Annotated in this window: 23 protein-coding genes; 6 read left to right on the top strand and 17 right to left on the bottom strand. The window is 68.4% G+C overall.

What is annotated here, in order from left to right:
• The first annotated feature begins 268 nt into the window (after positions 1-268).
• The 3 genes from NA4_RS03435 to NA4_RS03445 all read left to right on the top strand — a co-directional run bounded on the left by NA4_RS03435 (position 269) and on the right by NA4_RS03445 (position 2,084).
• Positions 269-724, top strand: coding sequence for an RDD family protein (locus NA4_RS03435; protein ID WP_067463701.1), 456 nt, complete (start codon positions 269-271; stop codon positions 722-724).
• 169 nt (positions 725-893) lie between these two features.
• Positions 894-1,331 (top strand): hypothetical protein, encoded by a 438-nt coding sequence (locus tag NA4_RS03440; protein WP_157128774.1) that lies wholly within the window; start codon positions 894-896, stop codon positions 1,329-1,331.
• 300 nt (positions 1,332-1,631) lie between these two features.
• Positions 1,632-2,084, top strand: a complete 453-nt coding sequence (locus NA4_RS03445; protein ID WP_067463707.1) for a DUF4254 domain-containing protein — start codon at positions 1,632-1,634, stop codon at positions 2,082-2,084.
• A gap of 111 nt (positions 2,085-2,195) precedes the next feature.
• Here NA4_RS03445 and puuE read toward each other — a convergent pair whose 3' ends face one another.
• The 11 genes from puuE to uraD all read right to left on the bottom strand — a co-directional run bounded on the left by puuE (position 2,196) and on the right by uraD (position 14,055).
• Entirely contained in the window at positions 2,196-3,092 is an 897-nt protein-coding gene (gene puuE / locus NA4_RS03450; protein WP_067463710.1) for an allantoinase PuuE, read from the bottom strand.
• Positions 3,089-3,232 (bottom strand): hypothetical protein, encoded by a 144-nt coding sequence (locus tag NA4_RS40040; protein ID WP_157128775.1) that lies wholly within the window; start codon positions 3,230-3,232, stop codon positions 3,089-3,091. The genes puuE and NA4_RS40040 overlap by 4 nt, the downstream gene beginning before the upstream one ends.
• Positions 3,229-4,206 (bottom strand): allantoicase, encoded by a 978-nt coding sequence (alc, locus tag NA4_RS03455; protein WP_067463788.1) that lies wholly within the window; start codon positions 4,204-4,206, stop codon positions 3,229-3,231. The genes NA4_RS40040 and alc overlap by 4 nt, the downstream gene beginning before the upstream one ends.
• 264 nt (positions 4,207-4,470) lie before the next feature.
• On the bottom strand, positions 4,471-5,817 hold the full coding sequence (locus NA4_RS03460) for a DUF6986 family protein (RefSeq protein ID WP_245671077.1): 1,347 nt from the start codon (positions 5,815-5,817) through the stop codon (positions 4,471-4,473).
• Entirely contained in the window at positions 5,814-8,831 is a 3,018-nt protein-coding gene (locus NA4_RS03465; protein ID WP_067463792.1) for a molybdopterin-dependent oxidoreductase, read from the bottom strand. Before NA4_RS03465 ends, NA4_RS03460 begins: the two co-directional genes overlap by 4 nt.
• 466 nt (positions 8,832-9,297) lie before the next feature.
• Entirely contained in the window at positions 9,298-10,146 is an 849-nt protein-coding gene (locus tag NA4_RS03470; RefSeq protein WP_067463713.1) for an FAD binding domain-containing protein, read from the bottom strand.
• 612 nt (positions 10,147-10,758) lie between these two features.
• A complete protein-coding gene (locus NA4_RS40045; RefSeq protein WP_157128776.1) occupies positions 10,759-10,917 on the bottom strand; it encodes a hypothetical protein in 159 nt (52 codons plus the stop codon).
• 58 nt (positions 10,918-10,975) lie between these two features.
• Positions 10,976-12,337, bottom strand: a complete 1,362-nt coding sequence (locus NA4_RS03475; RefSeq protein WP_067463716.1) for an 8-oxoguanine deaminase — start codon at positions 12,335-12,337, stop codon at positions 10,976-10,978.
• Positions 12,325-13,230, bottom strand: a complete 906-nt coding sequence (gene pucL, locus NA4_RS03480) for a factor-independent urate hydroxylase (protein WP_067463718.1) — start codon at positions 13,228-13,230, stop codon at positions 12,325-12,327. The genes NA4_RS03475 and pucL overlap by 13 nt, the downstream gene beginning before the upstream one ends.
• A 7-nt stretch (positions 13,231-13,237) precedes the next feature.
• A complete protein-coding gene (gene uraH, locus NA4_RS03485) occupies positions 13,238-13,555 on the bottom strand; it encodes a hydroxyisourate hydrolase (protein WP_067463722.1) in 318 nt (105 codons plus the stop codon).
• Positions 13,552-14,055: a 2-oxo-4-hydroxy-4-carboxy-5-ureidoimidazoline decarboxylase gene (gene uraD, locus NA4_RS03490; RefSeq protein WP_067463724.1), complete on the bottom strand. Its 504-nt coding sequence runs from the start codon at positions 14,053-14,055 to the stop codon at positions 13,552-13,554. The genes uraH and uraD overlap by 4 nt, the downstream gene beginning before the upstream one ends.
• A gap of 138 nt (positions 14,056-14,193) precedes the next feature.
• Here uraD and NA4_RS03495 point away from each other — a divergent pair, with 138 nt between their 5' ends.
• Positions 14,194-14,781 (top strand): nucleotidyltransferase family protein, encoded by a 588-nt coding sequence (locus NA4_RS03495; RefSeq protein WP_067463726.1) that lies wholly within the window; start codon positions 14,194-14,196, stop codon positions 14,779-14,781.
• 13 nt (positions 14,782-14,794) lie between these two features.
• On the top strand, positions 14,795-15,832 hold the full coding sequence (locus NA4_RS03500) for an XdhC family protein (protein WP_067463729.1): 1,038 nt from the start codon (positions 14,795-14,797) through the stop codon (positions 15,830-15,832).
• On the opposite strand, the gene NA4_RS03505 is transcribed toward NA4_RS03500, so the two are convergent.
• The 4 genes from NA4_RS03505 to NA4_RS03520 form a co-directional block, all read right to left on the bottom strand.
• The gene (locus tag NA4_RS03505) at positions 15,833-16,921 is read right to left on the bottom strand and encodes an ABC transporter substrate-binding protein (RefSeq protein ID WP_067463731.1); all 1,089 of its coding nucleotides are present in this window, start codon (positions 16,919-16,921) and stop codon (positions 15,833-15,835) included.
• An 89-nt stretch (positions 16,922-17,010) separates the two neighbouring features.
• Positions 17,011-17,808, bottom strand: coding sequence for an ABC transporter permease (locus NA4_RS03510; RefSeq protein ID WP_067463733.1), 798 nt, complete (start codon positions 17,806-17,808; stop codon positions 17,011-17,013).
• Between the two features lie 106 nt (positions 17,809-17,914).
• Positions 17,915-18,661: an ABC transporter permease gene (locus NA4_RS03515; protein ID WP_084496769.1), complete on the bottom strand. Its 747-nt coding sequence runs from the start codon at positions 18,659-18,661 to the stop codon at positions 17,915-17,917.
• Between the two features lie 127 nt (positions 18,662-18,788).
• The gene (locus NA4_RS03520) at positions 18,789-19,592 is read right to left on the bottom strand and encodes an ABC transporter ATP-binding protein (protein WP_067463795.1); all 804 of its coding nucleotides are present in this window, start codon (positions 19,590-19,592) and stop codon (positions 18,789-18,791) included.
• A 155-nt stretch (positions 19,593-19,747) separates the two neighbouring features.
• On the opposite strand from NA4_RS03520, the gene pnuC reads away from it, so the two are divergent.
• Entirely contained in the window at positions 19,748-20,440 is a 693-nt protein-coding gene (gene pnuC / locus NA4_RS03525) for a nicotinamide riboside transporter PnuC (protein WP_174552902.1), read from the top strand.
• A 21-nt stretch (positions 20,441-20,461) separates the two neighbouring features.
• Here the strand turns inward: pnuC and NA4_RS03530 are convergent, their stop codons facing one another.
• Together NA4_RS03530 and NA4_RS03535 are read right to left on the bottom strand one after the other, a co-directional pair.
• Positions 20,462-21,253 (bottom strand): DeoR/GlpR family DNA-binding transcription regulator, encoded by a 792-nt coding sequence (locus NA4_RS03530; protein ID WP_067463738.1) that lies wholly within the window; start codon positions 21,251-21,253, stop codon positions 20,462-20,464.
• A 75-nt stretch (positions 21,254-21,328) separates the two neighbouring features.
• A complete protein-coding gene (locus tag NA4_RS03535; protein WP_067463741.1) occupies positions 21,329-21,988 on the bottom strand; it encodes a TetR/AcrR family transcriptional regulator in 660 nt (219 codons plus the stop codon).

Below are 21,988 nucleotides of genomic sequence, written 5' to 3' on the forward strand. Positions count from 1 at the left end.
ATGGTTGCTGCCGAGCGGTCCGACAACAGCCATTTCTCTACGTTCGAAGATCACATCCGTTCGCGCGCAGTGATTCCTAGGAACGGCGGGCTGGTAACCACGTTCGGCCTCGCCATAGTCGCCCCGGAGCTGAGCGAGAATACCCAACTGGTGGTGGCCGGTAGCCATGCCGGTGCTGGCCCCGGCCGCCCCACCAACGGGAAACCGGTCTTTTCACCGCTAAGATCGGCGGTTCCATCAAAGCGGTATCGAATCAGGATTGCCAACAATGACTTTCAATCCGCAGTCGCAGCGGCGGGCGTACCAGCAGGCGCAGGTGTGGGTGCCGGAGGAGGCGGGCGAGAACAGGCTGGGGCTGGCTGCGGTAGCGGACAGCTTGCTGGTGTTGTTCGTCGGTCTCGGTGTCTCTCAGCGCGTCTTTCCCGGCACCGATGGCGCTCTGGCGTTTCTCGCGGGCTGGGTCGTGTGTGTGCTCGCGCTGTCCTTCGTCAACCATGTGGTCGGCACGCTGCTGTTTCGCGGTAGTGCCGCCAAGCTCCTGTTCGGCATGCGCGTGCTGCGATGGAAGGACGGGCGACGTCCACGCTTCTGGCAGACGCTGTGGCGGTGGCTGTTCGGCTTCGTTCTCATCGCCTTGCAATACATCTTGGAGGGCGAGAGCGTCGGGCAGGCGTGTGGTCTGCGCACTGTGCGCAGGCGTGATGAGCTGCGCCAGACGCCGTGAACGCCACACTGGCATGCATCCATGGGCACCAGAATTGGGGGCATAGACCTGATAGCGCCCGGTTCGCGGGTCTCCTAGAGTCGGTCGTGCCGTCTACGGCGGATCGATGCTGTGCGCCATATTCGTTGCACCCGTGGGTAGTCCAGAGAGCTGCATAGAAGGAAAATCCGTGAAAACACGTACGTTGCTCGGTGCTGTGGTTACCGCGGCGGCTGTGTCGATGGCAGGCAACGCGGTTGCCGCTGCCGCGCCGGCGCAGATCGCGAATCAAGATCCGGCCGAGTATCTGGTCGGCGACACTGTGTATTTCGCCTACGCCAGTTCGAACTGCGCCATCCGGCCGAACGGTAATGTGGGGTGCGATATCCCATTCGGCACGAACCTGTACGGCTTCACCGTCTACGACCTCTCCATCGATCTGCCGTTCCTGCCCGCCCATCCGACCTTCGGCCTGGTCGGTGCACACGGCCGCGCGGGCAGCCAACCTATCGCAGGCACTATCAACTACGCGGGCGCCAGCTGCACCGGCGGCGGCCGAGGCGCGCTGACCTGCACCTCGAAGGGCCACAGCTTCAGCTTCGGCTGGTCGGGCACCCAGATCAGCTGACGACGGTCCGGATGTCCACCGGCACCAGGCGCTTGTTGGAGACGATGACCGCTGCGGGGCATGGCGTTTGCAACGTTCATGCAACCCCCTCCCCGTGTCTGGTCTCGACTGACCGTGCCGCGTCACAGTGTGCAAAAAGACAGATGCCACCAAATCAGAGGTCGATAATGCGTTGTCTGGAACTGCCCGATGGTGTGCCGATGAACCACGAAGACCATGGGTGCGGCCGCCACACAACGATCTGGTCGCACGAGTGACCGACGGGGTGCGACGGCTGCCGGCACCGGCAGGAGAGGACTGGTGACACCGAGACCAGACCAAGGCACGCTTCCGGATCGGGAGGCGCTATTGGCGGCGTGCCGTGGTTGGCCGCCGCCAACCGACAGCCCGATCCTGGCGGCGGCCATTGAACTGGCGGAGCTGCACGAAATACGGATGAGCCGACCGGACGGTGACGCATGGCAGCTTGATCGGGCACGGCTGCGGTGGACAGCTGCCATCGACCACCTGGTCGCCTCGAGCACACCGGCGCCGTCTTCGGATGCACCTTTGCACACCGAGACACTCGGACAGATCATCGACCGAATGGCCCAGCTCACCGCACTCGCGTTCGCCATGCTGATCGACGGACTGGAGACCGTCTTCCACGACGTCCACACCCAGCTCAACGATCTGGCACAGGGCTATGAAGATCTCGCCGCCGAAGTGCTCGCCGGAACGAGGCGCCTACCTGTTCGTGACCCCAGCCGATAGTGCCGACTCCGTTGATCGCACGGCTCGCCCAGCTGTGCGACCGAACGGTGGACTACCAGCCGAACAATGCACGATTCCGGCAGCGAGAGAGATGCGAGGAATCCAGCAGCATCAGGCCGGGTGCGCGGTGCGCCAATGTTCGGCGATGTCGATTCGCCGGGTAATCCACACCTGGTCGTAGGACTGCACATGGTCGAGCAAGCGCTCCAGGGCTGCGGTGCGGGCGGGACGTCCGATCAGGCGGCAGTGCAGCCCGATCGACAGCATCTTCGGGCTGCCTTCCGCGCCTTCCCGGTAGAGCACGTCGAATGCGTCGCGGACGTGGGCGAAGAACTGCTCGCCGGTCGGGAAGCCCGCGGGCGAGGCGAAGCGCATGTCGTTGGTGTCGAGGGTGTAGGGCACCACCAGGTGGTCGCGGTCGTGCACGCGTACCCAGTACGGGAGGTCGTCGGCATAGGAATCGGCGTCGTAGACGAACCCGCCGTGCTCCACCACCAGCTCCCTGGTGTGCGGCGAATCGCGCCCGGTGTACCAGCCCAGGGGTGCGGCGCCGGTCAGGTCGGTCAGGATGCGCACGGCCTCGGCCATGTGCGCGCGTTCGGTGTCGCGGTCGGTCAGCTGGTAGGACCTCCAGCGCAGCCCGTGGCAGGCGATCTCGTGGCCGAGTTCCCGGAAAGCGGCCACCGCCTCCGGGTTGCGCTGCAGGGCGCGGGCGACGGCGAAGACGGTCAGCGGCAGCCCGCGGCGTTCGAAGACGCGCAGCACTCGCCATAGTCCAGCGCGGGAGCCGTACTCGTAGAGCGATTCCATGCTCATATGCCGGTTCGGGAACGCTTCCGCGGGTGTCATTTCCGACAGAAACGTCTCAGAATGTGCGTCCCCGTCGAGCACGTTGTTCTCGCCGCCCTCCTCGTAGTTGAGCACGAACTGGATCGCGATCCGCGCGTCGCCCGGCCACTTCGGGTCCGGCGGGTTCGGGCCGTAACCGACGAAATCCCGCTCGCTCATACCTGGACCTCGCTAACGCGAGGCTCCGGCACCAGCGAGTGCCCGGCCCGTCCGCTGCGCTCCCCCATGGCCTGCGCCTCACCGGCGCCCGGCTCCGGCACCAGCGAGTGCCCGACTGCATCGATGACACGCCCGCTCATGCGCCGAGCTCTCCGTACAGCCGCAACCGCGCCAGTCCACCGTCGGGGTAGATGTCAAGGCGGACCTCTTCCACCGACGCGGCCATCGGTGCGATCGGGAACCGGTGTCTGGTGTCGGGCTGTAGCGCGGTGCGCGGCAACAACTCCAGTTCGGTGCCGTCGGCGGTGCGGCCGGTGAGCCGAGCCGCGCCCGGGTTGTTGCCCAGGAAGTAGGAGGTGTCCAGCTCGGCGAGGCGGATCAGTCCCGGCCCGGCCAGACGGATACGCACCCAGTCGTTGCCCTCGTCCCTGCGGCGGGCGGTCTCCCAGCCGTCGCCCATGGACCGGGCCAGGCCGGGATAGAGCAAGTGGTTGGGCGAACTGTAGAAACGGTTGGAGCAGTCCAACACCAGTGCGCCGTTCTCCAGTGCGGCCAGGTCCAGCGGCCCGAGGCCGAGCAGACGCGGATCGGGTCTTCCCTCGCCGTGCACCCGCAACCGCGCCACACCGCCGTCGGGATGCATGGTCAGCTTCACGTGCGTCCAGCGTTTCTCGTTCTCGACGGTGAACAGGTTGCGGCGGTCGCCAGCGACCGGGGAACGGTCGATCAGGATCACCCAATCATCGCGTGCGGCAATGGTTTCCGCCGGAGGATAGTCCTCGATCTCCAGCGCCGACACCGAAACCGCGGGCGGGTAGTTGCCCGAGAACCACGCGGTGTCGACCATGATGCCGCGGATCACGCCCGGCACGCCCAGCCGCACGATCGCGGAATCGTCGCCCGGCTGCCCGCGGTGCCTGCGGGTCTCCCAGCCGTCGTAGATCTGACCCTTGTGCCCGAAGGTGGACGGCCGGTGCTCGGCGGGGCCGGGATTGATCAAATTCTCCTTCTCGGCGAAGAATTCGTCATCGGCCCAGATCACCGAGCCGCCGAGCGGGCGGACCGCCAGATCGGGCAGCAGCATGAACTCGTCGTCCTCGACGCCGTCGTGCATCGCGCCTCCTGGGTCTTCGCGGGACGCCCGCACCTGGTCGGGGCGATGAGGCGCTCCGCGATCGGCCACGCCTTCGGCGTCGTCCGGAGCCGCACCGTTCGGTAGGCCGCTCACAACTTCGCCTCGTTGGCGCTCGGCTCCGTCGTGCGCGGCCGCGCCCTGCGTCCCAGGTTCACTCGCTGACGCTCCATCACGACTGCACCTCGCCGACACTCAGCTCCATCGTGCGCGGCAGCGCCCTGCATCCCCGATTCACTCGCTGCCTCACGTCGACTCCTCCGGAACCGGTGCGCGCGCCGCCAGTGCGCGCAGCACCCTCTCGGTCAGCTCGGGTACGCCCGCGGTCGGCCGGGCCCCGCAGTCGATGCCGCGCAGTACTGTGGCGGCCATCGCTTCCGCTGTGGCGGGCTCGTCCATGATGTCGCCGCCGCGGCGGGCCAGATAATCCAGCAGCCGCGGCACCGCCACCTCGATGGCCTGGCGGAAGAAGTCGTAGGTGGCCAGCCAGCGCGTGACCAGGTGACCGGGATGCATGTCCCAACCCTGGTAGTACCCACGCCGCAGGGCTCGGGCTACCAAGCGGTGATGATTGCGCAGCGCGGCCTCGGGGTCGGCGTCGGGCACGATCTGGGTGGAGCCGTCGCACACCCACACCCCGGTCTGGGCGGCCGCGACCTGCATGACCGCCTTGGCGTAATCGGCGGCCGGATGGTCCAGCGCCTGGTCCGGCGCGGCGACGCCGCACGCCGCGGTGTAGTCGTAGGTGCCGAAATGCAGTCCACTGCAACGTCCTTCGGCTAACGTCAGCATGGTGGCCACCGGAGCGGTGCCGTCCGCGGCGAGAATCGCCTGCGGGCTCTCGATCTGCAATTCGAACCGCAAACTGCCTTCCGCGATGCCGTAACCGCGTTCCAGCCCGACGCACAACTGCACCAAAGCGGGGATTTGCCGCGCGGCACGAATTTTCGGAACTGTGAAGACGAATCCCTCGGGCACGCCACCGGCGGCTTCCAACACCAGGTCCAGGGTGCGCAGGGCACGACGCCGCTCGCCACTCGACAAGCCCTTCATCCGGATGCCGCTGCTCGCCGGGCGCGGTCGCTCCGCCCGCGCGTCGACGATCTGCTGCGACTGGTCGAAGTGCTGCTGGTGCGGGAGGCCCGGGTGAGGCTCGCCAGGTTCGGTGATGCCTGCCGCGACCACGGACTCGCCGACAGCCGAGCTACGGGAGCGCCGCGACCAGGCCGCGAGCACGGCACCCGCCGCCGTGGCCGCGCGGTCCTCCTCGGCATCCGTGCGCAGGCCGTAGCCGTCCTCGAAGTCGATGCGCAGATCTTGGACCGGGTCCTGTTCCAGCCGCTTGCGGACGTCGGGCAGCGACCCGGTTTCGTCGAGGGTGGCCAGCAGGTCCTGGTGGCGGTCGAGCAATTCGACCGCGGTGGCGCCCCATTCGGCAGGGGTCTCCTCCGCGACTCGGTCGGCCGGAACGTACACCGTGTGGATCGGCTGCGACCTGCCGTTCGATCCCGGATACCTCCGGCGCAGCTCGGCGTCCACCGTGTCGAGCATCGCCTCGATCCTGGCGCGGACATGCTCGGGCACCTTGGTCATCGCGACTCCTTCTTCCGCAGCGCGGCCCACACCCGGTCCGCGGTCATCGGCAGGCGGTCGAGGCGGACGCCGACCGCGTCGCGGATCGCATTGGCCAGCGCGGGCGCGACCGGGTTGTACGGCGACTCGCTCATCGATTTCGCGCCCAGCGGCCCGAGGGTGTCGGCCGTATCGGCGAAGTACACCTCGGTGCGGGGCACGTCAGCGAACTGTGGCACGTGGTAGTGCCGCAAGGTCTGCGTGAGCACCACGCCGTGGTCGCTGCGCATGTCTTCGTACAGCGCGGTGCCGATGGCCTGCGCGACACCGCCTTCCACCTGTCCACGGCACTGCACGGGGTTGAGCACCGTGCCGGCGTCGGCCGTCTGGATCGACTGGAGGATGCGGACCGAGCCGGTGCCAGGATGCACCGCCACCCGGAAAGCGTGCACGTTGAAACTCACCGACCTGGGGCTGCCCGCGTGCTCGGCGCGCGCTGTCAGGTCGCCGGGAGCCAGCAGCTCGGTTGCGCCGAGTAGCTGGTCATCGCAGTGCACGCCGCCGGGTGTCAGCACGCAGTCGTGCTCCGGAACGCCCGACAGCTCGGCCGCTCTGGCCAGCAGCAACCCGCGCAAGGCGCCGGCTGCCGCGTAGACGGCCTTACCCGCGACCACGATGCCGGTGGAGCCGAACGCGCCGGTGTCGTACTCCACCAGGTCGGTGTCGGCATGCCGGATCACGATGCGGGACACGTCGGTGTCCAGCGCGGTGGCCGCGAGCTGCGCATGCACCGTCGTCGTGCCGTTGCCGAATTCCGCTGTGCCGACGCGGATCTCGTAGCGTCCGTCGGGCAGCAGCGACGCTGTCGCCGTCGATCGGTGGCCGCGCGGCGGGATGGTCGCGATCATCGCGGCGGCCATCCCGGTGCCGACGCGCCACTCCGGGCCGGGCGCGTGCACGTCATTGCCCCGCAGTAGTGCCCGCTCGGCCAGGTCCAGGCACTGATCCAAGCCATAGCTGCCGAACATCAGGTCGCCCTCGTTCACCGCGGCCCCGACGAACCGATCGCCGGGCACCACGACATTGCGGCGCCGGAATTCGAATGGGTCGATGCCGAGCGCGTGCGCGAGCTCGTCCAGCGCCGACTCGACCCCGAAGATCACCTGCCCGAGTCCGTAACCGCGGAATGCCCCGGAGGGAACGTTGTTGGTGTACACCGCTTGGGCGTCGACGCGCTTGTTGGCGCAGCGGTAGAGCTCCACCGACTCACCCACGCCGTGGAACATCACGCCGCCGCTGTGGTTGCCGTAGGCCCCGGTGTCCGCGAGTACGTCGACGGCCAATGCGGTCAGCACTCCGTTCGCGTCGGCGCCCGCCGTCACGGCGACCCGCATCGGGTGCCTGCAGGTCGCGGCGGTGAACTCGTCGGAGCGGGTGAACTCGTACTGCACCGGCCTGCCGGTCCGCAGGACGGCCAGCGCGATCAGGTCCTCGGCCAGCATCTCCTGCTTCGCGCCGAATCCGCCGCCGACCCTGGCCGCGAACACCCGAACCCGCTCGGACGGCAGTCCGAAGACGCGACACAGTTCGGCGCGCACCAGGAATGGAACCTGGGTACTGCATCGGATGACCAGCCTGCCCGTGTCGTCCAGCCATCCGACCCCGCCATGTGTCTCCAGGTGCACGTGCTGCCCGCGCGGTGAATGCCACACACCACGCACGATTTGGGCCGCTGCCGCCAGACCCGCCGCCATGTCGCCCACCTCGCCGTGCACTTCGGCGACCAGATTACGGCCGGGATCGTCGATCCGCGCCGAATCCGGCTTGTCACCATGCAGTTTCGGCGCGTCGGCTCGTAACGCTTCCTGCGGGTCGAACACCGCGGGCAGCCTCTCGTAGTCGACGTGCAGCAGCCGGACCGCCGCGCGGGCGGTCGCCACGCTCTCCGCCACCACCGCCGCCACTCGCTGTCCGACGAATCGGACCGTCCGGTCCAGTACGTAGGTGTCGTCGGGATCGTCCGTCCGCAGCTCATGCCGTGCGGTCGAGAACGCTACGTCCGGCGCGTCGGCGTAGGTCAGCACAGCATGCACGCCCGGCAATGCCTCGGCGTCCGCGGTGTGGATCGATCGAATTCGCGCGTGCGGGTATGGACTTCGCAAGACCGCGATATGTAGCGGTGCGGTCGGGGGCCCGTCGGCCATTCCTATGCTTTTCTCCGCGGCGGAACCGGCGACGAACTCGCCCCCCGTCGCGGCCTGCGGCACGACCGCGGTCGGGGGCACCGCGGCCACATCGCCCGTTCCGCGCCTGCTCTCCGCAGCGAAATCGGCGGCGAACCCGCCCGCGGTGGCGGTAGGGGGCACAGCCACGGTCAGCGGCGCGGCCGTGTCACCTATTTGCGGAGCGTCCATCGTGGCGGAAGTAGCGGCGCGCTCACCTGCGATGGCGGCAGGCGGCAGATCGAAGGTGAAGGGCTCGCTGCCGGTGACGATGCGCGGTCCGGCAAGGGCGCCGACTCCGGTGCCCGCGCCGCCAGCCGCCGTCACGGCCTGATCCGGCGCTATGGCTGCCGGGTCGTCCGGTGTCTGCGGCTCACCCAATGCCGCGCGGATCGCGCGGTAACCCGTGCAACGGCACAGGTTTCCCTTCATCAATTCAGCAAGTTCGCTCTCGCGTCCGCCAAGTGGTCCCTCCGGGGCGCACTCCAGTCCCGCGGCGGTGACGACCATGCCCGCGGTGCAGAAACCGCATTGGAATCCGGCGTTGTCGACGAATCGGCGCTGCACCGGATGCGGGTGCTCCGGCGTCCCGAGCCCGGCAGCCGTCGTGATGGAACGGCCGGCCGCGCGATAGGCGGGAAACACACAGGAGTGCAGCGCCATTCCGTCGACCAGCACCGAGCAGGCCCCGCAATCGCCCGCGTCACATCCCTTTTTCACGGCCAGGTGCCCAGTCTCACGCAAGGCCGTGCGCAGACACTGCCCTGGCCGCACCTCGAACTCGACGGGCTTGCCGTCCACTTCGAACCTGATCACCATCCCCATCCCCCTTCCCAGGTGACCTCGCGCCAGCCACTCACACCCATGGCCGAGCGCAGGCACCGGCCCGATCGCGGCTCGATCCAGACGCGCCTACCGTCCACCCGGAACCGCATCACCAATCCCACCCCTGCGGCCCTCCAGCGACCTCGCGCCGACCGCTCAGGCACTGGCCCCGCCGCGGCTCGAATCCGACGGATCTGCCGTCCACTCCGTACGGCACCAGTTCCGCTCCCCCGGTTCCAGCGACCTTCCGATGGCCGCTCACAGCCAGGGCCGTGCGCAAGCGCTGCCCCGACGCCTCGATTCAGGCGGGTCTGCGGTCCGCTCCGAACCGCAGCACGACTCCCGTTACCCGGTTCCGGCGACCTCACGATCACTGCTCGCGCACAGGGTCCTGCGTAGGCGCTGGCCCGACGGCACCTCGAACTCGACGAGCTTGTTGTCCACTCGAGCCGCGTCATGATGCGCGTTCCCGTAGTTCACCGGCGACCTCGCGGGCGAGCAGCCCGGCGACGTGCCGCCGCCACTCCGGCGAACCGTGCGGGTCGTCGAACCAGAGCGTGGTATCGATCGCGTCGAGGGCGTCCCGCAGCTCGGGGTCGCTCGGCGGTGCGGCGAAGTCCAGGACGACCGGCTTGGTCGTGGCGGCCGTGATGGTGACCGCGCTGCGGCCGTCCGGATCCCGCCGCCCCATCACCAGCGCACCGGACCGGCCGAGTGGAGCAAGCGCGATCTTCCGAAAGCTGGTGTGCGCCAGCAGACTCGATTGAGGCAGGTAGATCGAGCGCAGCACCTCGCAGGGCCGCAGGGCGGTGTATCCAGGACCGAGGACGAAGTCCCGCAAGGGAATACCGCGATCGATGCCGTCCGCCGCCCACACCAACGCCAAACCGTCGAGCGCGACCAGCGCGCCGAGCACCGCGCCGGCGGGCAGCGCGAGACAGACGTTGCCTCCGACGGTCGCGGTGCGCCAGATCTTGTGTGAGGCCAGCAGCGCCCGGCAGGACTGCGCGAACAGCGCCGTCCCCGGCCACTGGTCGCGCAAAACCGGCGCGCCCAGCTCACGCCCCTGCGCCGCCCCCGCGAAATCGGCCAACGTACAGGTCGCGGCGATCTCCAGGCCGTCGTCCACCACCTCGAACGCGGGCCAGCCCATGGTCGTGATGTCGACCAGGCGCACCAGCTGATCCTGCGGTTCGGAGAACAGAAAGGTGCCGCCGGCGAGCACCGCGGCCGACTCGCCGAGCAGGGTCAGGTCCGCTCGCTCGCGGGCGATCACCACTTCCCGGATCGTGTCCAGGTCCACGTCTCACCTCGTTCCTGCCTCTCCGTCACGGTAGAGCCAGTCGGTTGCCGCCACATTGCGCGCGACGCACGCCAGATTGCGCGGCCGTTACCTCGCCGCGCGACGACCGCCCGCGGCAGGGAGCTACCGCTGCCGCGCCCTTCCCAGGCGCGCCATCCGCGATCCAGAGCTCCCGCCCGCCTCCGCGAGTCGTCCGAGCCGACACTGCTTCAGTATCTCGCGTACAACCTGACCAGGCACGACACCTCGCTCACCGCCGCGATTGCGCACCGCGCCCGCGCTGCTTACCAGCACCGCAATCCGATCACGGCGTCTCACCATCGCGCGTGCGCGACCTCCCAGCCAGACACCGGTGACAGCGTCCACCGCACCGCCTCGCCCAGCGCGTTTTCGCACATCACCAGCAAGTTTGTAGCGTCAACACCCGCATCCCCGATCAGCCCGCCGCCTCCCCCACGACGTCGAGGTACACGGCAACGCCGGCACGCCGGATCGCCATAGCACGGACCCGACAGCCGGTCCGGGATCGTCTTCGACTAGCGCTTGGAACGGCATCAGCCACACCAGAGCGGTCTCGCCAACAGCCTGCAAGTCCCTGTCCCGACACCCGCGCTACGAGTGGCGCGACCCGCTCATCACGCCTTCCAACACCCGCCACCCGCGCGCGACGCCGACGTGCATCGCAACGCCGTCACGGCGGATCGCCATGGCGGGCAGCCGACATGCCGGTCCGCGATCGGCCCCGACCAGCGCTCGGAACAGATCGCCCACACCGGAACGGTCTCGCGCATCACCAGCAAGCTCGCGCTGCTCCACTACCCACGCCCGATCATCCCGCTTTCGCGAGCAACGCCGCCTGTGCCCGGGCCACCTCGGTGGCGACCACGTCCGTGGCGACCGTGCGGATCTCGCCGTCGCGGACCACCTCGCGTCCGTTCACCAATAGCGCGGCCAGCGGTGGCTGTGCGCCGAGCACCAGTGCGGTCACCGGGTCATCGATTCCGGCGTGTGCGGCGGTGTCCAGGCGCCACAGTGCCAGATCCGCCAGCTTGCCCACTTCGATCGAGCCGATTTCGGCGGCGCGGCCCAGCACTCGCGCGCCGCCGATGGTGGCCAGTTCCAACGCTGTGCGCACCGTCATCGCGCGGGGCCCGCCTCGGTTGCGGGCCCACAGCAGCGCGTGCCTGAGCTCCTCGATCATCGAGCCGGACTCGTTGCTGGCCGCACCATCGACGCCGAGCCCCACCGGGACGCCCGCGCGCACCAAGTCGGCGGTCCGCGCGATACCGGCCCCGAGCCGCGCGTTCGAGGTGGGGCAATGCGCGACGCCGGTGCCGGTGCGCGCCATGGCGTCGATCGCGTCGTCGTCGAGATGGACGGCGTGCGCGTACCAGACGTCCGGGCCGAGCCAGCCGAGCCGCTCCAGGTACTGCGCGGGCGTGCAACCGAAAGTCTGTGCGCAGTAGTCCTGCTCTTCGATCGTCTCGGCGAGATGGGTGTGCAACCGGACTCCGGCGGTGCGGGCCAGGGCCGCCGACTCGCGCAGCAGTTCCGGCGTGACCGAGAACGGCGAGCACGGTGCCAGTGCGATCCGCAGCATCGAGTCGTAGGACGGGTCATGCCAGCGCTCGACGGCCGCCGCACTCGCGGCGAGGATGTCGTCCAGGCTCTCCACGACCTCGTCGGGCGGCAACCCGCCGGCACTCACCCCCAGGTCCATCGAGCCGCGGCAGGGATGGAACCGCAGGCCCACCTCAGCCGCCGCGGTGATCTCCGCCCCGAGCAGGTCACCGCCCTCGCGCGGAAACAAGTAGTGGTGATCGGTGGTGGTGGTACATCCGGTGCGGGCGAGCGCGGCCAGCGCGCCCGTGGCGGCGACGCGCACCGCGTCCTCATCGATGCCGGCCCAAATGGGATAGAGCGTCGTGAGCCACTCGAACAGCGTGTGGTCCGTGGCCAAGCCGCGGGTGATCCACTGGTAGAGGTGATGGTGGGTGTTCACCAAACCGGGAGTCAGCAGGCAGCCGCGGCCATCGATGCGCCGCGCGCCCGCGTCGGCTTCCGGCGCGTCACCCTCCCCGACCGCCTCGATCCGGTTGCCGCGCACGACGACGTAGCCGCGCGAGTACTCGGTGCGGCGGTCGTCGACGGTCGCGATGGCACAGCCGGCGATGACGGTCACCTGGTCCACGCGAGACCCGCTTCCGGTGCGTCGGCACGCGCCACCGTGGCGTGGATCAGACCGTAGGGGCGGTCGTCGGCGTGATAGACCTCGCCGCGGTTCTCGATGCCGAAACGAGCCAGGTCGTAGTCGAAATGGTGCTTGTTCGGCGCGGCGAGCCGGATCTCGGCCAGCACCGGGAACGCCGCCAGCGCGGCTTTGCCCATCTCGAACAGCGTCTGCTGGAGCGCCTTCGAGTGCAGCGTCGCGAAGGTCTCCACCAATCGCGCCCGCACTCCCGCGTAGACCTCGTCCCAGTCGATGCCGCCGGTGCCGGCGAAGCGCCACTCGGCGACCAGCGAGGTGGCCAGCATCCGGTCGTCGGTCGGCGCGAGCACGGTGAAGTCGTCGGTCAGGAAGCCCGTGAACTCCGACCCGGTCGACTTCAGGATGGTCAGGTCCTTCACTCCGCCCACGACCCAGGCCAGCCGATCCGCGCCCGCACCGGCCACGGTGACCGCCGCCGTGCGGACCTCGGCCCCTTGGCGCACCCAGGTGTGGTCGTGCTCGACCCCGCCGACCGGCACCCGCAGCCAGGCGTATTCGTCGACCTCGACCCGTGCGCTGGTCACCGGTTCGATCTCGGTGACGAAGTGGTCGGCCAGCGCCAGCGCGTAGTCCTCGATCGTGCGCAGTCCCGGCTGTTTCGCGAAGGCGTAGGCGGTCTGCTTCTGCGTGTCGGTGGGCAGTACCTTCGCCTGGTCACCCGTGACGTACGCGTCGGCGAAATCGCCGCGCAGCACCGTGGAGACGTTCACGTCACGGATCTCGTGGCGCGCGGTCTCCCGGTAGATCCGGACGATCCGATTCTCCGCCTTGCCGTAACGGTGGTCCGACAGCACGATCGGCCCGGTCAGTTCCATGCTCGGCTCAGCTCCCTCGATAGGTGGAAAAGGCGAACGGCGACAACAACAACGGGACGTGGTAGCGCCGCTCCTCGGTGACGGTGAACGCGACGACGACCTCGGGATAGAAGGTTTCGACCTCCTGGCGCGCGAAATAGGCGCCGGTGTCGAACACCAGACGATAGGTTCCCGGTTCGAGCGCCTCGCCCAACGCCCTGATCCGGCCGTTTGCGTCGGTTTCCCCCGAATCGAGCTGCCGCGCTTGCTGATACAGCGTCACCGTGACGCCCGCGGCCGGTACACCGCGCACCGCGTCCAGCACATGGGTGCTCAGAGTACTCATGACCGCTCCTCCAGCAGCGCCCGCAGCCGGATGCGGTTGATCTTCGCCAGTTCTGTTCGCACGACTCGCCTTTCGGTCTCGGGATCATTGCGCAGCCGAGCGGTGAGCAGCGCGAGCAGCTCCTCGGCCGACTTTCCGCTCGCGCACACCAGGTAGATGTGCCCGAACCGTGCCTCGTAGGCGCGATTGCCTTCGGCGAGCGCCGCGCGGACCGCGTCCGCCGCACCCGCCACCCCGGCCTGCTCCCGCGCCGATGCCACCGAACGCGGTCGCTCCCCGATCCGGGGGTGACCGGCGAGCGCCGCGTCGAGCTCGGCGTCCGGCAATCGCTCCAGCACCGCGTCGGCGGCGTCGAGCAGTGCCTCGACACTCGGGTACGGACGGCCCTCGACCAGCGACCGCGCGAAGCCCGGCGACGAGCAGCAGCCGAGCACCGCTTGGTAGGCCGCGTCGTCGGACAGCGCGCCGAACGCCGCGAGTCCAGGTCGCTGATCCGTCATCCGACCAGCATCGAATACGACCACGCGGGCCGCCACCGGAAACGGGAGGTCACCTTCGGCGTGTCGCGCAGGTGAACGCGGCCCGAGGAGTGGTTTTACGTCGTGCGGCGCAGACCGCCCGGTATTACCGTCATAACCATGGCTGATCAGGACCGCCCCGCTGTCGCGGGCGTTGTTCTCGCCGCCGGTGCGGGAACACGCTACGGGCGGCCGAAAGTGCTCGCCGAGGGCGGCGCGTGGCTGCGCGCGACGGTGGCCGCGCTGCGTGACGGCGGCTGCGATCCGGTGATCGTCGTGCTCGGCGCGACCGGCCCCACGCCGCAGATCGTCGATCTGCCGCCGGGCGTGCAGCACGTGTGGGCCGACGACTGGGCCACCGGGCTCAGCGCCGCGCTCCGCGCAGGCCTGATCGCCGCAGCCCGCACGCCCGCGCGCTACGCCGCGATCATGCCGGTCGACACCCCCGACGTCGGCGCTGATGTAGTCGCCCGGGTCCTCGCCGCCGCGGTGGCGGCCCCCAGCGGCCTCGCGCGAGCTGTGTTCCACGACACACCTGGGCACCCAGTTGTTATGACGCACAAGCACTGGAACGGCGTTTGTGCAGCCGCAGCAGGAGATTCCGGAGCTCGTACCTATTTGACAGGCAGAAACGATATGGTGTGCGTCACGTGCGACGATTTGGCGACGGGGATCGATCGTGACTTTCCGGCCACGACCGCACGGTGATCGGAGCTAGCTGATGCGGGACATCATCGACGACCTGTTGCGGGTGTGGCACTCGGGCCGGACCGGGGGGCTGGCCACCGTCGTGCGCACGGTGGGATCGGCCCCGCTACCGGTGGGCTCCGCGATGCTGGTCGACCCGGACGGCGGCGTGTACGGATCGGTCGCCGCGGGCGGGCTGGAGGACATCGCGTACGAGGCGGTGCTCCAAGCCGTCCGCACCGGCCAGCGCGTGTTGCACCGCTACGGCGTGGCCACCGGTCTGGAAGCGGGCGCGAACACCGAGGGGATGATCGATGTCTTCACCGAACCGTTCTCCCGAAGACATTTCCCCGAGTTCCCCGATGTTGCCGCCGAGATCGCGGCACACCGGAGAGTCACCGTCTTCACGGTGGTGTGGAACTCCGACCCCGACCTGATCGGCCAGCACCTGATCACCGACCGAAGACACCCCACCGAACTGCTCGCGCTGCCGGATTCCGATGTATTCGTCGCTTCGTTCGCTCCGCCCCCGCGCCTGATCATCTTCGGCGCCAATTCGTTCGCCGCCGCCCTCACCGTCCAGGCCAAGCTGCTCGGCTACCGGGTGACGATCTGCGACTCGCGCCCTAATTTCGCTACGCCGGAATCGTTTCCGGGTGCCGAGGTCGTGGTCGACTGGCCACACCGCTATCTCAACACCCTCTCCTCGGCCGGTGAAATCGATAGCAGCACAGCCATCGTCGTGCTCTCACACGATCCCGCGTTCGAAATCCCGCTGCTCACCGTGGCGCTGCGACTACCCGAGCTGGGGTACCTCGGCGCCATGGGTTCACGCCAAGTACACATCCGGCGCATGGAGGACCTCAGGGCAGGCGGTTTCGGCGACCAGACCCTCGCCCGACTACATTCGCCCGCGGGCTTCGACATCGGAGCGCGCACGGCCCCCGAAGTCGCGGTCTCGATCGCGGCCGAACTTCTTGCCGCACGCGCGGCACAACCGGCACGACCGTTAGACCCCTACAGCGGCGAAATCCCGATCACGCCGAAAGCCGCTGTGGGGCTCGGAATCTAGTTATTTCAGGCCGGGATTCTCGGCATACACCTCGCGCAGCACGGACAGGTCGAACAACTGCTGGGCCTTGATATCGATCTTCGCGGTGCGCAGCGCGGCGATATTCTGCTCGATCAGCGCGTCGGTCATCGTGAGCAGGCCGTTGGCGGCGGTATCCGGCGAGACCACCAGATCGTTCTGCGCGATGGCCTCTTGCGTCTGCTCGGCCAGATCGAGCTTCTGATCCTTGCCGTACACCTCGACCGCGAGCCGGGCCGACTCTGCCGGATTCGCCACCGCGTCCTTCCAGCCCTTGATCTCGGCGGCCAAAAACGCCTTCAGCTTGTCACGCTCTTTGTCGATGGTGGACTGCGCGACCGTCAGCGTCTCGGCGACCAGCGGCAGGTTGAAGTCGGCAAACAAGAAATGCGTGTTCTGGAAGCCCTTGGCGGCCAGCACGATCGGCTCGTTTGTCACATAGCTGACCCATCCGTCGACCTCACCGTTGGCCAGCGGGGTCGGATCGAACTGCGCGGGCACGACGGTGACGTCGCTCGGCTTCATCCCGTTGGCGGTGAGCAATGCGTTGAAGATCAGCTGGTTGGTGTCCTGCACGCCGATCTTGCGGCCCTTCATATCCGCCGGCGTCCGGATCGGCTTGGCCGCGGAGCTGACGATCGCGAACGGGTTCTTCTGGTAGGTGGTCGCGACGATCTTCGCGGGCAGGCCCTCCAGGATCGCCGGTGCGGTGGTCTGCGGCGCCGACAGTCCGAGCCACACCTTCCCGGTGTCCAATCCCGCTTCCACCGACGTGCTCGCCGCGCCGCCCGCGATGAGATCGACCGCGCCGAAACCGGCTTCCTTGAAATAGCCTCTGGCGTCGGCGAAGTACTCGCCCGCGAATTCGATGTTCTTCAGCCAGGACAGCTGCACCGCGACCTTTCCGTACTTCGAGCCGTCCGGGGTCGAGCCGCCTGAGGTGTCGCTCGTCTCACCACCGCAGGCGGCAAGGGTCGCCGAGCCGCCGAGCACGGCCGCGGTGAGCGAGGAGTAACGGAGAAAGGTGCGTCGGTTCAAGTGCCCGAACGTGGAGCGCTGCACGGGTGTCATGGGCCGAATCTATGTGCACCGCGTTTCAAATTCTTTACTTTGACGTTCCGGGCCTGAATTTGCGGGAATTTCGCCGGCCGACCGCGCGGTCAGTATCGTCCCGCCTCCGGTCCGAAGCGCGCGAGCACCACGTTCTCGATGACGCCGACGATGGCGTACAGCACCACCGAGACCAGCGTGACGATGACGATCGAGGCCCACAGCTTGCTGTACTGGAAGGTCGGGATGGCCCGGATCAAGCTGGCGCCGAGCCCGGTCCCGCTGCCGAGCCATTCGCCGAGCAGGGCGCCGATCAGCGCGCCGGGCACCGAGATCCGCGCGGCGGCGAACACCGAGGGCAGCGCCGCAGGCACGGCGACCATGCGCAACCCGGTCCACCGGGATCCGCCGTAGGCGGCCACCAGTTCCAGCGCCTGCCGCGGCGCGTTGCGCAGTCCCGCCATGATCATCACCAGGGCGGGGAAGAACACCACGATCGCGGCGAGCACGGCGACCCCGGCCAAGCCGCGGCCGAAGACCAGCACGATGATCGGCGTCAACGCCACCAGCGGCACCGAGCGCAGCAGCATCGCCACCGGAAGGAAGGTCTGCTCGACCGCGGCGAACGACACGAACAACGCGGCGACCACGAGTGCGGCGAGCATGCCCGCGCCGAACCCGATGGCCGCGTCCCGCAGGGTGATCTGGAGATCGTCGAGGATGGCCTGACGCGCGGTCTCCGCGTTGGGCGCGGTCACCAGATAGGCCCAGATATCGCCGGGTGTCTTGCCGACTCGCGGACCGACCTGTGGGAACGCCTTCAGGAAGACATACCAGATCACCAGCATCAGCAGCAGCGAAGTGGCCAGCGGGAACAGGAACCGCCCGATCCGGCGCAGGACATTCATGCCGCATCCTTTCCCAGCACACGTGCTCGCCCGCGGCTTCTCATCGCGCATGCGGCAATCCGCGCCCAGACATGGTTGGTGTGACAAGGCGCTTCATGCCCGTCCATCATCGCTGCTCCTGCGCGGTCCACGGCGCGACCACCCGGGCGGCCAGCGCCACCAGCACGTAGCCGAGTCCGGCCAACGCCGCGGCGGCCAGCGCCATGCCCCAGGTGCGCGGCACGTTGTAGGCGGTCTGCGCGGCGGTCAGCGCCACCCCGATGCCGCTGTCCACGCCGCCGAGGTACTCGCCGATGATGGCGCCGAGCACGGCGGACGGCGCGGCGATCTTCAAGGCCGCGAAGGTGCTCGGCAGCGCCGCGACCGCCTGGACCCGGTAGAGCTGTTGCCAGCGTCCGCCGCCATAGGCGCGCACCAGGTCGAGGCTGGTGCGGTCAGCCGAGCGCAATCCGGCGACGGTGCCGACCATCGTGGTGAAGAAGCAGTACATCGCGGCGAGGAACACGGTCGGGGTGCGCCCGCCGAAGACGACCAGAATGATCGGGCCGAGCGCGAGCAGCGGCGTGCAGTAGCTCAGGATCGCCAGCTGGGTGGCCAGCGATTCGATCGGCGGGACGAGCACGATCACCACGGCCAGCGCGATGGCCAGCCCATTGCCCCAGACGAACCCTTGCAACGCACCGAGCGCGGTGATCCGGAAATTGGGTCCGTACAAGCCCCATCCGTCGGTGAACATGGTGTGCAGCACCAGCCATGGGCTGGGTATGGTGCCGCCCGCGACCTCGAACGCCGCGAGAATCCACCACACAGCGACCAGCCCGAGCACGCCGAGCACACCGCCATAGCGCTTCATGACGCGCCTCCCGCCCGCCGGATGCACCGCGCGAGCGGGTGCCGCCGCACCGGTTGCATATGCGTGCTCACCCGCTGCCATCCCGGCTTGCGATGGCGTAGACAGCGCCATCTCATGCTGCCTCCATTCATGCCACGCCTCCCTTCCCCGACTTCCCGAACAGCAGCTCGGACAGATAGTCGTGCAGCTTGTGGAACTCCGGCGTGCGCATCATCTCCGGCAGCCGCGGGCGCGGCAGGTCGATCTCGACCAGCTCCAGCACCCGGCCCGGCCGCGGGCTCAGCACGGCCACCACGTCGGACAGGAACACCGCCTCCGCGATGCCGTGCGTGACCATCAGCGTGGTTGCCGGTTTCTCGGTCCAGATCCGCAGCAACTCCAGATTGAGCCGCTGCCTGGTCATGTCGTCGAGGGCGCCGAACGGTTCGTCCAGCAGCAGCACGGTCGGCTTCACCACCAGCGCCCGCGCGATCGAGACCCGCTGGCGCATACCGCCGGACAGTTGCGCGGGTTTGGCCTTCTCGAAACCGTCCAGCCCGACCAGCCGGATCAGCTCGGCGATCTGACCCGGCTCCGGTGTCATCCCGGCGACCTGCAGCGGCAGCTTGATGTTCGACTCCACCGACCGCCACGGCAGCAGCGCCGAATCCTGGAACGCGATGCCCAGCTCGTGGTGCCCGCGCAATTCGGCGGGCGTCTCGCCGTTGATCAACGCCCGGCCCGCGGTCGGCGTCTCCAGACCGGCGAGAATGCGCAGCACCGTCGACTTGCCGCAGCCGGAGGGGCCCAGCAGCGACAGGAACGCGTCCTGTTCGGTGTGCAGATCCACGGAATCCAACGCCTGCACCGTTTTCCGGCCTACCCGGAAGGTCTTGGTCAACCCGCTGAGATGAATTCCGGTCCCCCCGGCGGTACCGCTTTCCGTGCTCATGACGGTCACCCTAGGAGCACCTGGTTGCGCGGATATTGCGAATGGCGTCGTCAGATTGCGCAATCGTTACGGTGCGCACGACGGCCGCCGCGCGGATTTCGAATCGCGGCGATCGGATGTGGATGAGATGCGCCCCGCCACTGGTTGCACGACAGGTGAACCCGATCATCACGCTGCTCGACGCCAAGCTGCACATCGCGGGCTCGGAGATCCTCTGGCGCGAAGTGATCGGCAACGGCTTCGGCCTGGCCTCCGCCATCGGCGGCATGCGGCGGCGGGTCTGGGCCTGGCCGATCGGCATCACCGGGAACGCCCTGCTGTTCACGGTGTTCGTCGGTGGCGTGTTCCATACCCCACAGCAGCTGAATATGGCGGGGCAGGCCGGACGCCAGCTGATGTTCATCGTGGTCAGCGTCTACGGCTGGTGGCGGTGGTATCGGCACGCGACCCGGGAAACCGGACTCGAGCATCGCGGGGTCGATCCGCGCTGGGCCAGTGCGCGCGAACGCGTGGCCCTGGTGGCGGCGATGCTGCTCGGCACGGTGTTGTTCGCCCAGCTCTTCGCATCGATCGGCTCGTACGGTCCGTGGGCGGAGGCGTGGATCTTCACCGGGTCGGTACTGGCCACCTATGGCATGGCACGCGGGCTGGCCGAATTCTGGTTGATCTGGATCGCGGTCGACTTCGTCGGCGTTCCGTTGCTTCTGCGGGCCGGTTACTACCCGTCCGCCGCCATGTATCTGGTTTACGCGGGCTTCGTGGCCTGGGGATTCCTCGTTTGGGCGCGCAGCATGCGACCCAGCGACGAGAACGTTCGGCTACGGCTGCCGGTCGCCGCTCCGGACTGACTCCCGGGAAGCGTTGTCCGCTTACACCACGTCGACCCGCACGCCCGCCGCGCGGATGGTCGCGACCGCCGCGGGGTCGGCGTCGGTGTCGGTCACCAGTAGCTGTATCTGCTCGATGCCGCAGATGCGGGCCAGCGCCGTGCGTTCCAGCTTGTCCGCGGTGGCCACCACAAGCACCCGCCCGGAACGGCGGACCATCTCGGTGGTCACCCCGGCCTCGTCGATGTGCCTGCACTGCGCGCCGCCCTCGGCGGAGATCGCGTTCACACCGAGAATGAGATCGTCGAGCCGCAATTCGGCCAGGGAGCGTTCGGCCAGCGGTCCATGCAGCTCGTAGGACTCCCGCCGCGCCACACCGCCGAGCACGATCGTGCGCACGTGCGGCCGCAGCACCAGCTCGCCCGCGATGTTCAGCGCGTTGGTGACGATGGTCAGCTGCTCGTCGCCGGACAGTCCGAGATCGGTCCGTCCGGCCAGCGCCCTGGCCACCGCCGTGGTGGTGGTGCCGCCGTTCATCCCCACCACCGCGTGCGGATCGATCAGGGCGGCGGCGTGTTCGGCGATGCGCTGCTTGGCTTCGCCGCCGGACTGGCGGTAGCGGGCGGGCAGGTCGTAGGCCACCGCGGTGGCCACCACGCCGCCGTGCGTCCTGGTCGCCAGTTGCTGTTCGGCGAGTGCAGTGAAATCGCGGCGCACGGTCGCGGCGGACACACCGAGCCGCTCGGCGGCTTCCTCCACCGACAGCCGGCCGGATTCGGCGAGCAGTTCCAGCAACCGGTTCCACCGTTGCGGACGGTCGGTCGGCCCGGTCATTTCAGGCCGTCCCGGTCGTGTGAGAAACCCGCTGTTTCGCTGAGCACGCGAACAATATGACCACAGGCATTCCGCTCAAGTGAGCGCGAGGCCGGAATTCACGAAATACGCAATTTCCTCGCATATTTCGTCGAGTCCGAGTGCCGCGTCCGGCGCCGTGCTCTGCACCAACTCCTGGGCAAGGGAATTGACCGCACCGATCACGGCCAGAGCGAACAGATCGAAACGCCGCCGCGACCCGGTCTCGCCGCGCTCGATGGCGCGTTCGGCCTCGCCGATCAGCAACTTCGACAGCAGGCGGCGCTGCTCCCTGCGCCACTCCTCCACCGCGCTGCTCACGCCGACCACCTCGACGTAGCACACTCGGGCTCGGCGCGGGTCGGCGCAGGTGACTCCGAGATACGCCCGGAAACTGGCCACGACACGGGTGGCCAGGGGCTTGTCCGCGGTTTCCGCGAGCGCGGCGAGCGCGCGGTCCAGGGCCTGCGTGGTGATGCGATTCGCCAGCGCGATGAGCAATGCCTCGCGGCTGCCCATGTCCTCGTAGAAACTGCGCGTGGAGACATTGGCGAAGGAACAGAGCCGTTCGATGGACGTGGCCGCGTAGCCCTGGGTGCCGAATAGTTCGAGCGCGGCGTCGATCAGCCGGGTCTGCCGCTGGGCCACCCTTTGTTCCTTGGTCAGGCCGCCGTAGTGGCGACCGTCGTTGGCTCCGTGATCCTGCCGTGTCACCAT

The sequence above is a fragment of the Nocardia amamiensis NBRC 102102 genome (assembly GCF_001612745.1).
GTDB lineage: Bacteria > Actinomycetota > Actinomycetes > Mycobacteriales > Mycobacteriaceae > Nocardia > Nocardia amamiensis.

Bases quoted from the DNA above. Each gene is read 5' to 3' on its own strand.
- NA4_RS03435 (WP_067463701.1), top strand. From the start codon at position 269: ATGACTTTCAATCCGCAGTCGCAGCGGCGGGCGTACCAGCAGGCGCAG.
- puuE (WP_067463710.1), bottom strand. From the start codon at position 3,092: ATGAGCGAGCGGGATTTCGTCGGTTACGGCCCGAACCCGCCGGACCCG.
- NA4_RS40040 (WP_157128775.1), bottom strand. From the start codon at position 3,232: ATGAGCGGGCGTGTCATCGATGCAGTCGGGCACTCGCTGGTGCCGGAG.
- alc (WP_067463788.1), bottom strand. From the start codon at position 4,206: ATGCACGACGGCGTCGAGGACGACGAGTTCATGCTGCTGCCCGATCTG.
- NA4_RS03460 (WP_245671077.1), bottom strand. From the start codon at position 5,817: ATGACCAAGGTGCCCGAGCATGTCCGCGCCAGGATCGAGGCGATGCTC.
- pucL (WP_067463718.1), bottom strand. From the start codon at position 13,230: ATGGAACTGACCGGGCCGATCGTGCTGTCGGACCACCGTTACGGCAAG.
- uraH (WP_067463722.1), bottom strand. From the start codon at position 13,555: ATGAGTACTCTGAGCACCCATGTGCTGGACGCGGTGCGCGGTGTACCG.
- uraD (WP_067463724.1), bottom strand. From the start codon at position 14,055: ATGACGGATCAGCGACCTGGACTCGCGGCGTTCGGCGCGCTGTCCGAC.
- NA4_RS03495 (WP_067463726.1), top strand. From the start codon at position 14,194: ATGGCTGATCAGGACCGCCCCGCTGTCGCGGGCGTTGTTCTCGCCGCC.
- NA4_RS03500 (WP_067463729.1), top strand. From the start codon at position 14,795: ATGCGGGACATCATCGACGACCTGTTGCGGGTGTGGCACTCGGGCCGG.
- NA4_RS03505 (WP_067463731.1), bottom strand. From the start codon at position 16,921: ATGACACCCGTGCAGCGCTCCACGTTCGGGCACTTGAACCGACGCACC.
- NA4_RS03510 (WP_067463733.1), bottom strand. From the start codon at position 17,808: ATGAATGTCCTGCGCCGGATCGGGCGGTTCCTGTTCCCGCTGGCCACT.
- NA4_RS03515 (WP_084496769.1), bottom strand. From the start codon at position 18,661: ATGAAGCGCTATGGCGGTGTGCTCGGCGTGCTCGGGCTGGTCGCTGTG.
- NA4_RS03520 (WP_067463795.1), bottom strand. From the start codon at position 19,592: ATGAGCACGGAAAGCGGTACCGCCGGGGGGACCGGAATTCATCTCAGC.
- NA4_RS03530 (WP_067463738.1), bottom strand. From the start codon at position 21,253: ATGACCGGGCCGACCGACCGTCCGCAACGGTGGAACCGGTTGCTGGAA.
- NA4_RS03535 (WP_067463741.1), bottom strand. From the start codon at position 21,988: ATGGTGACACGGCAGGATCACGGAGCCAACGACGGTCGCCACTACGGC.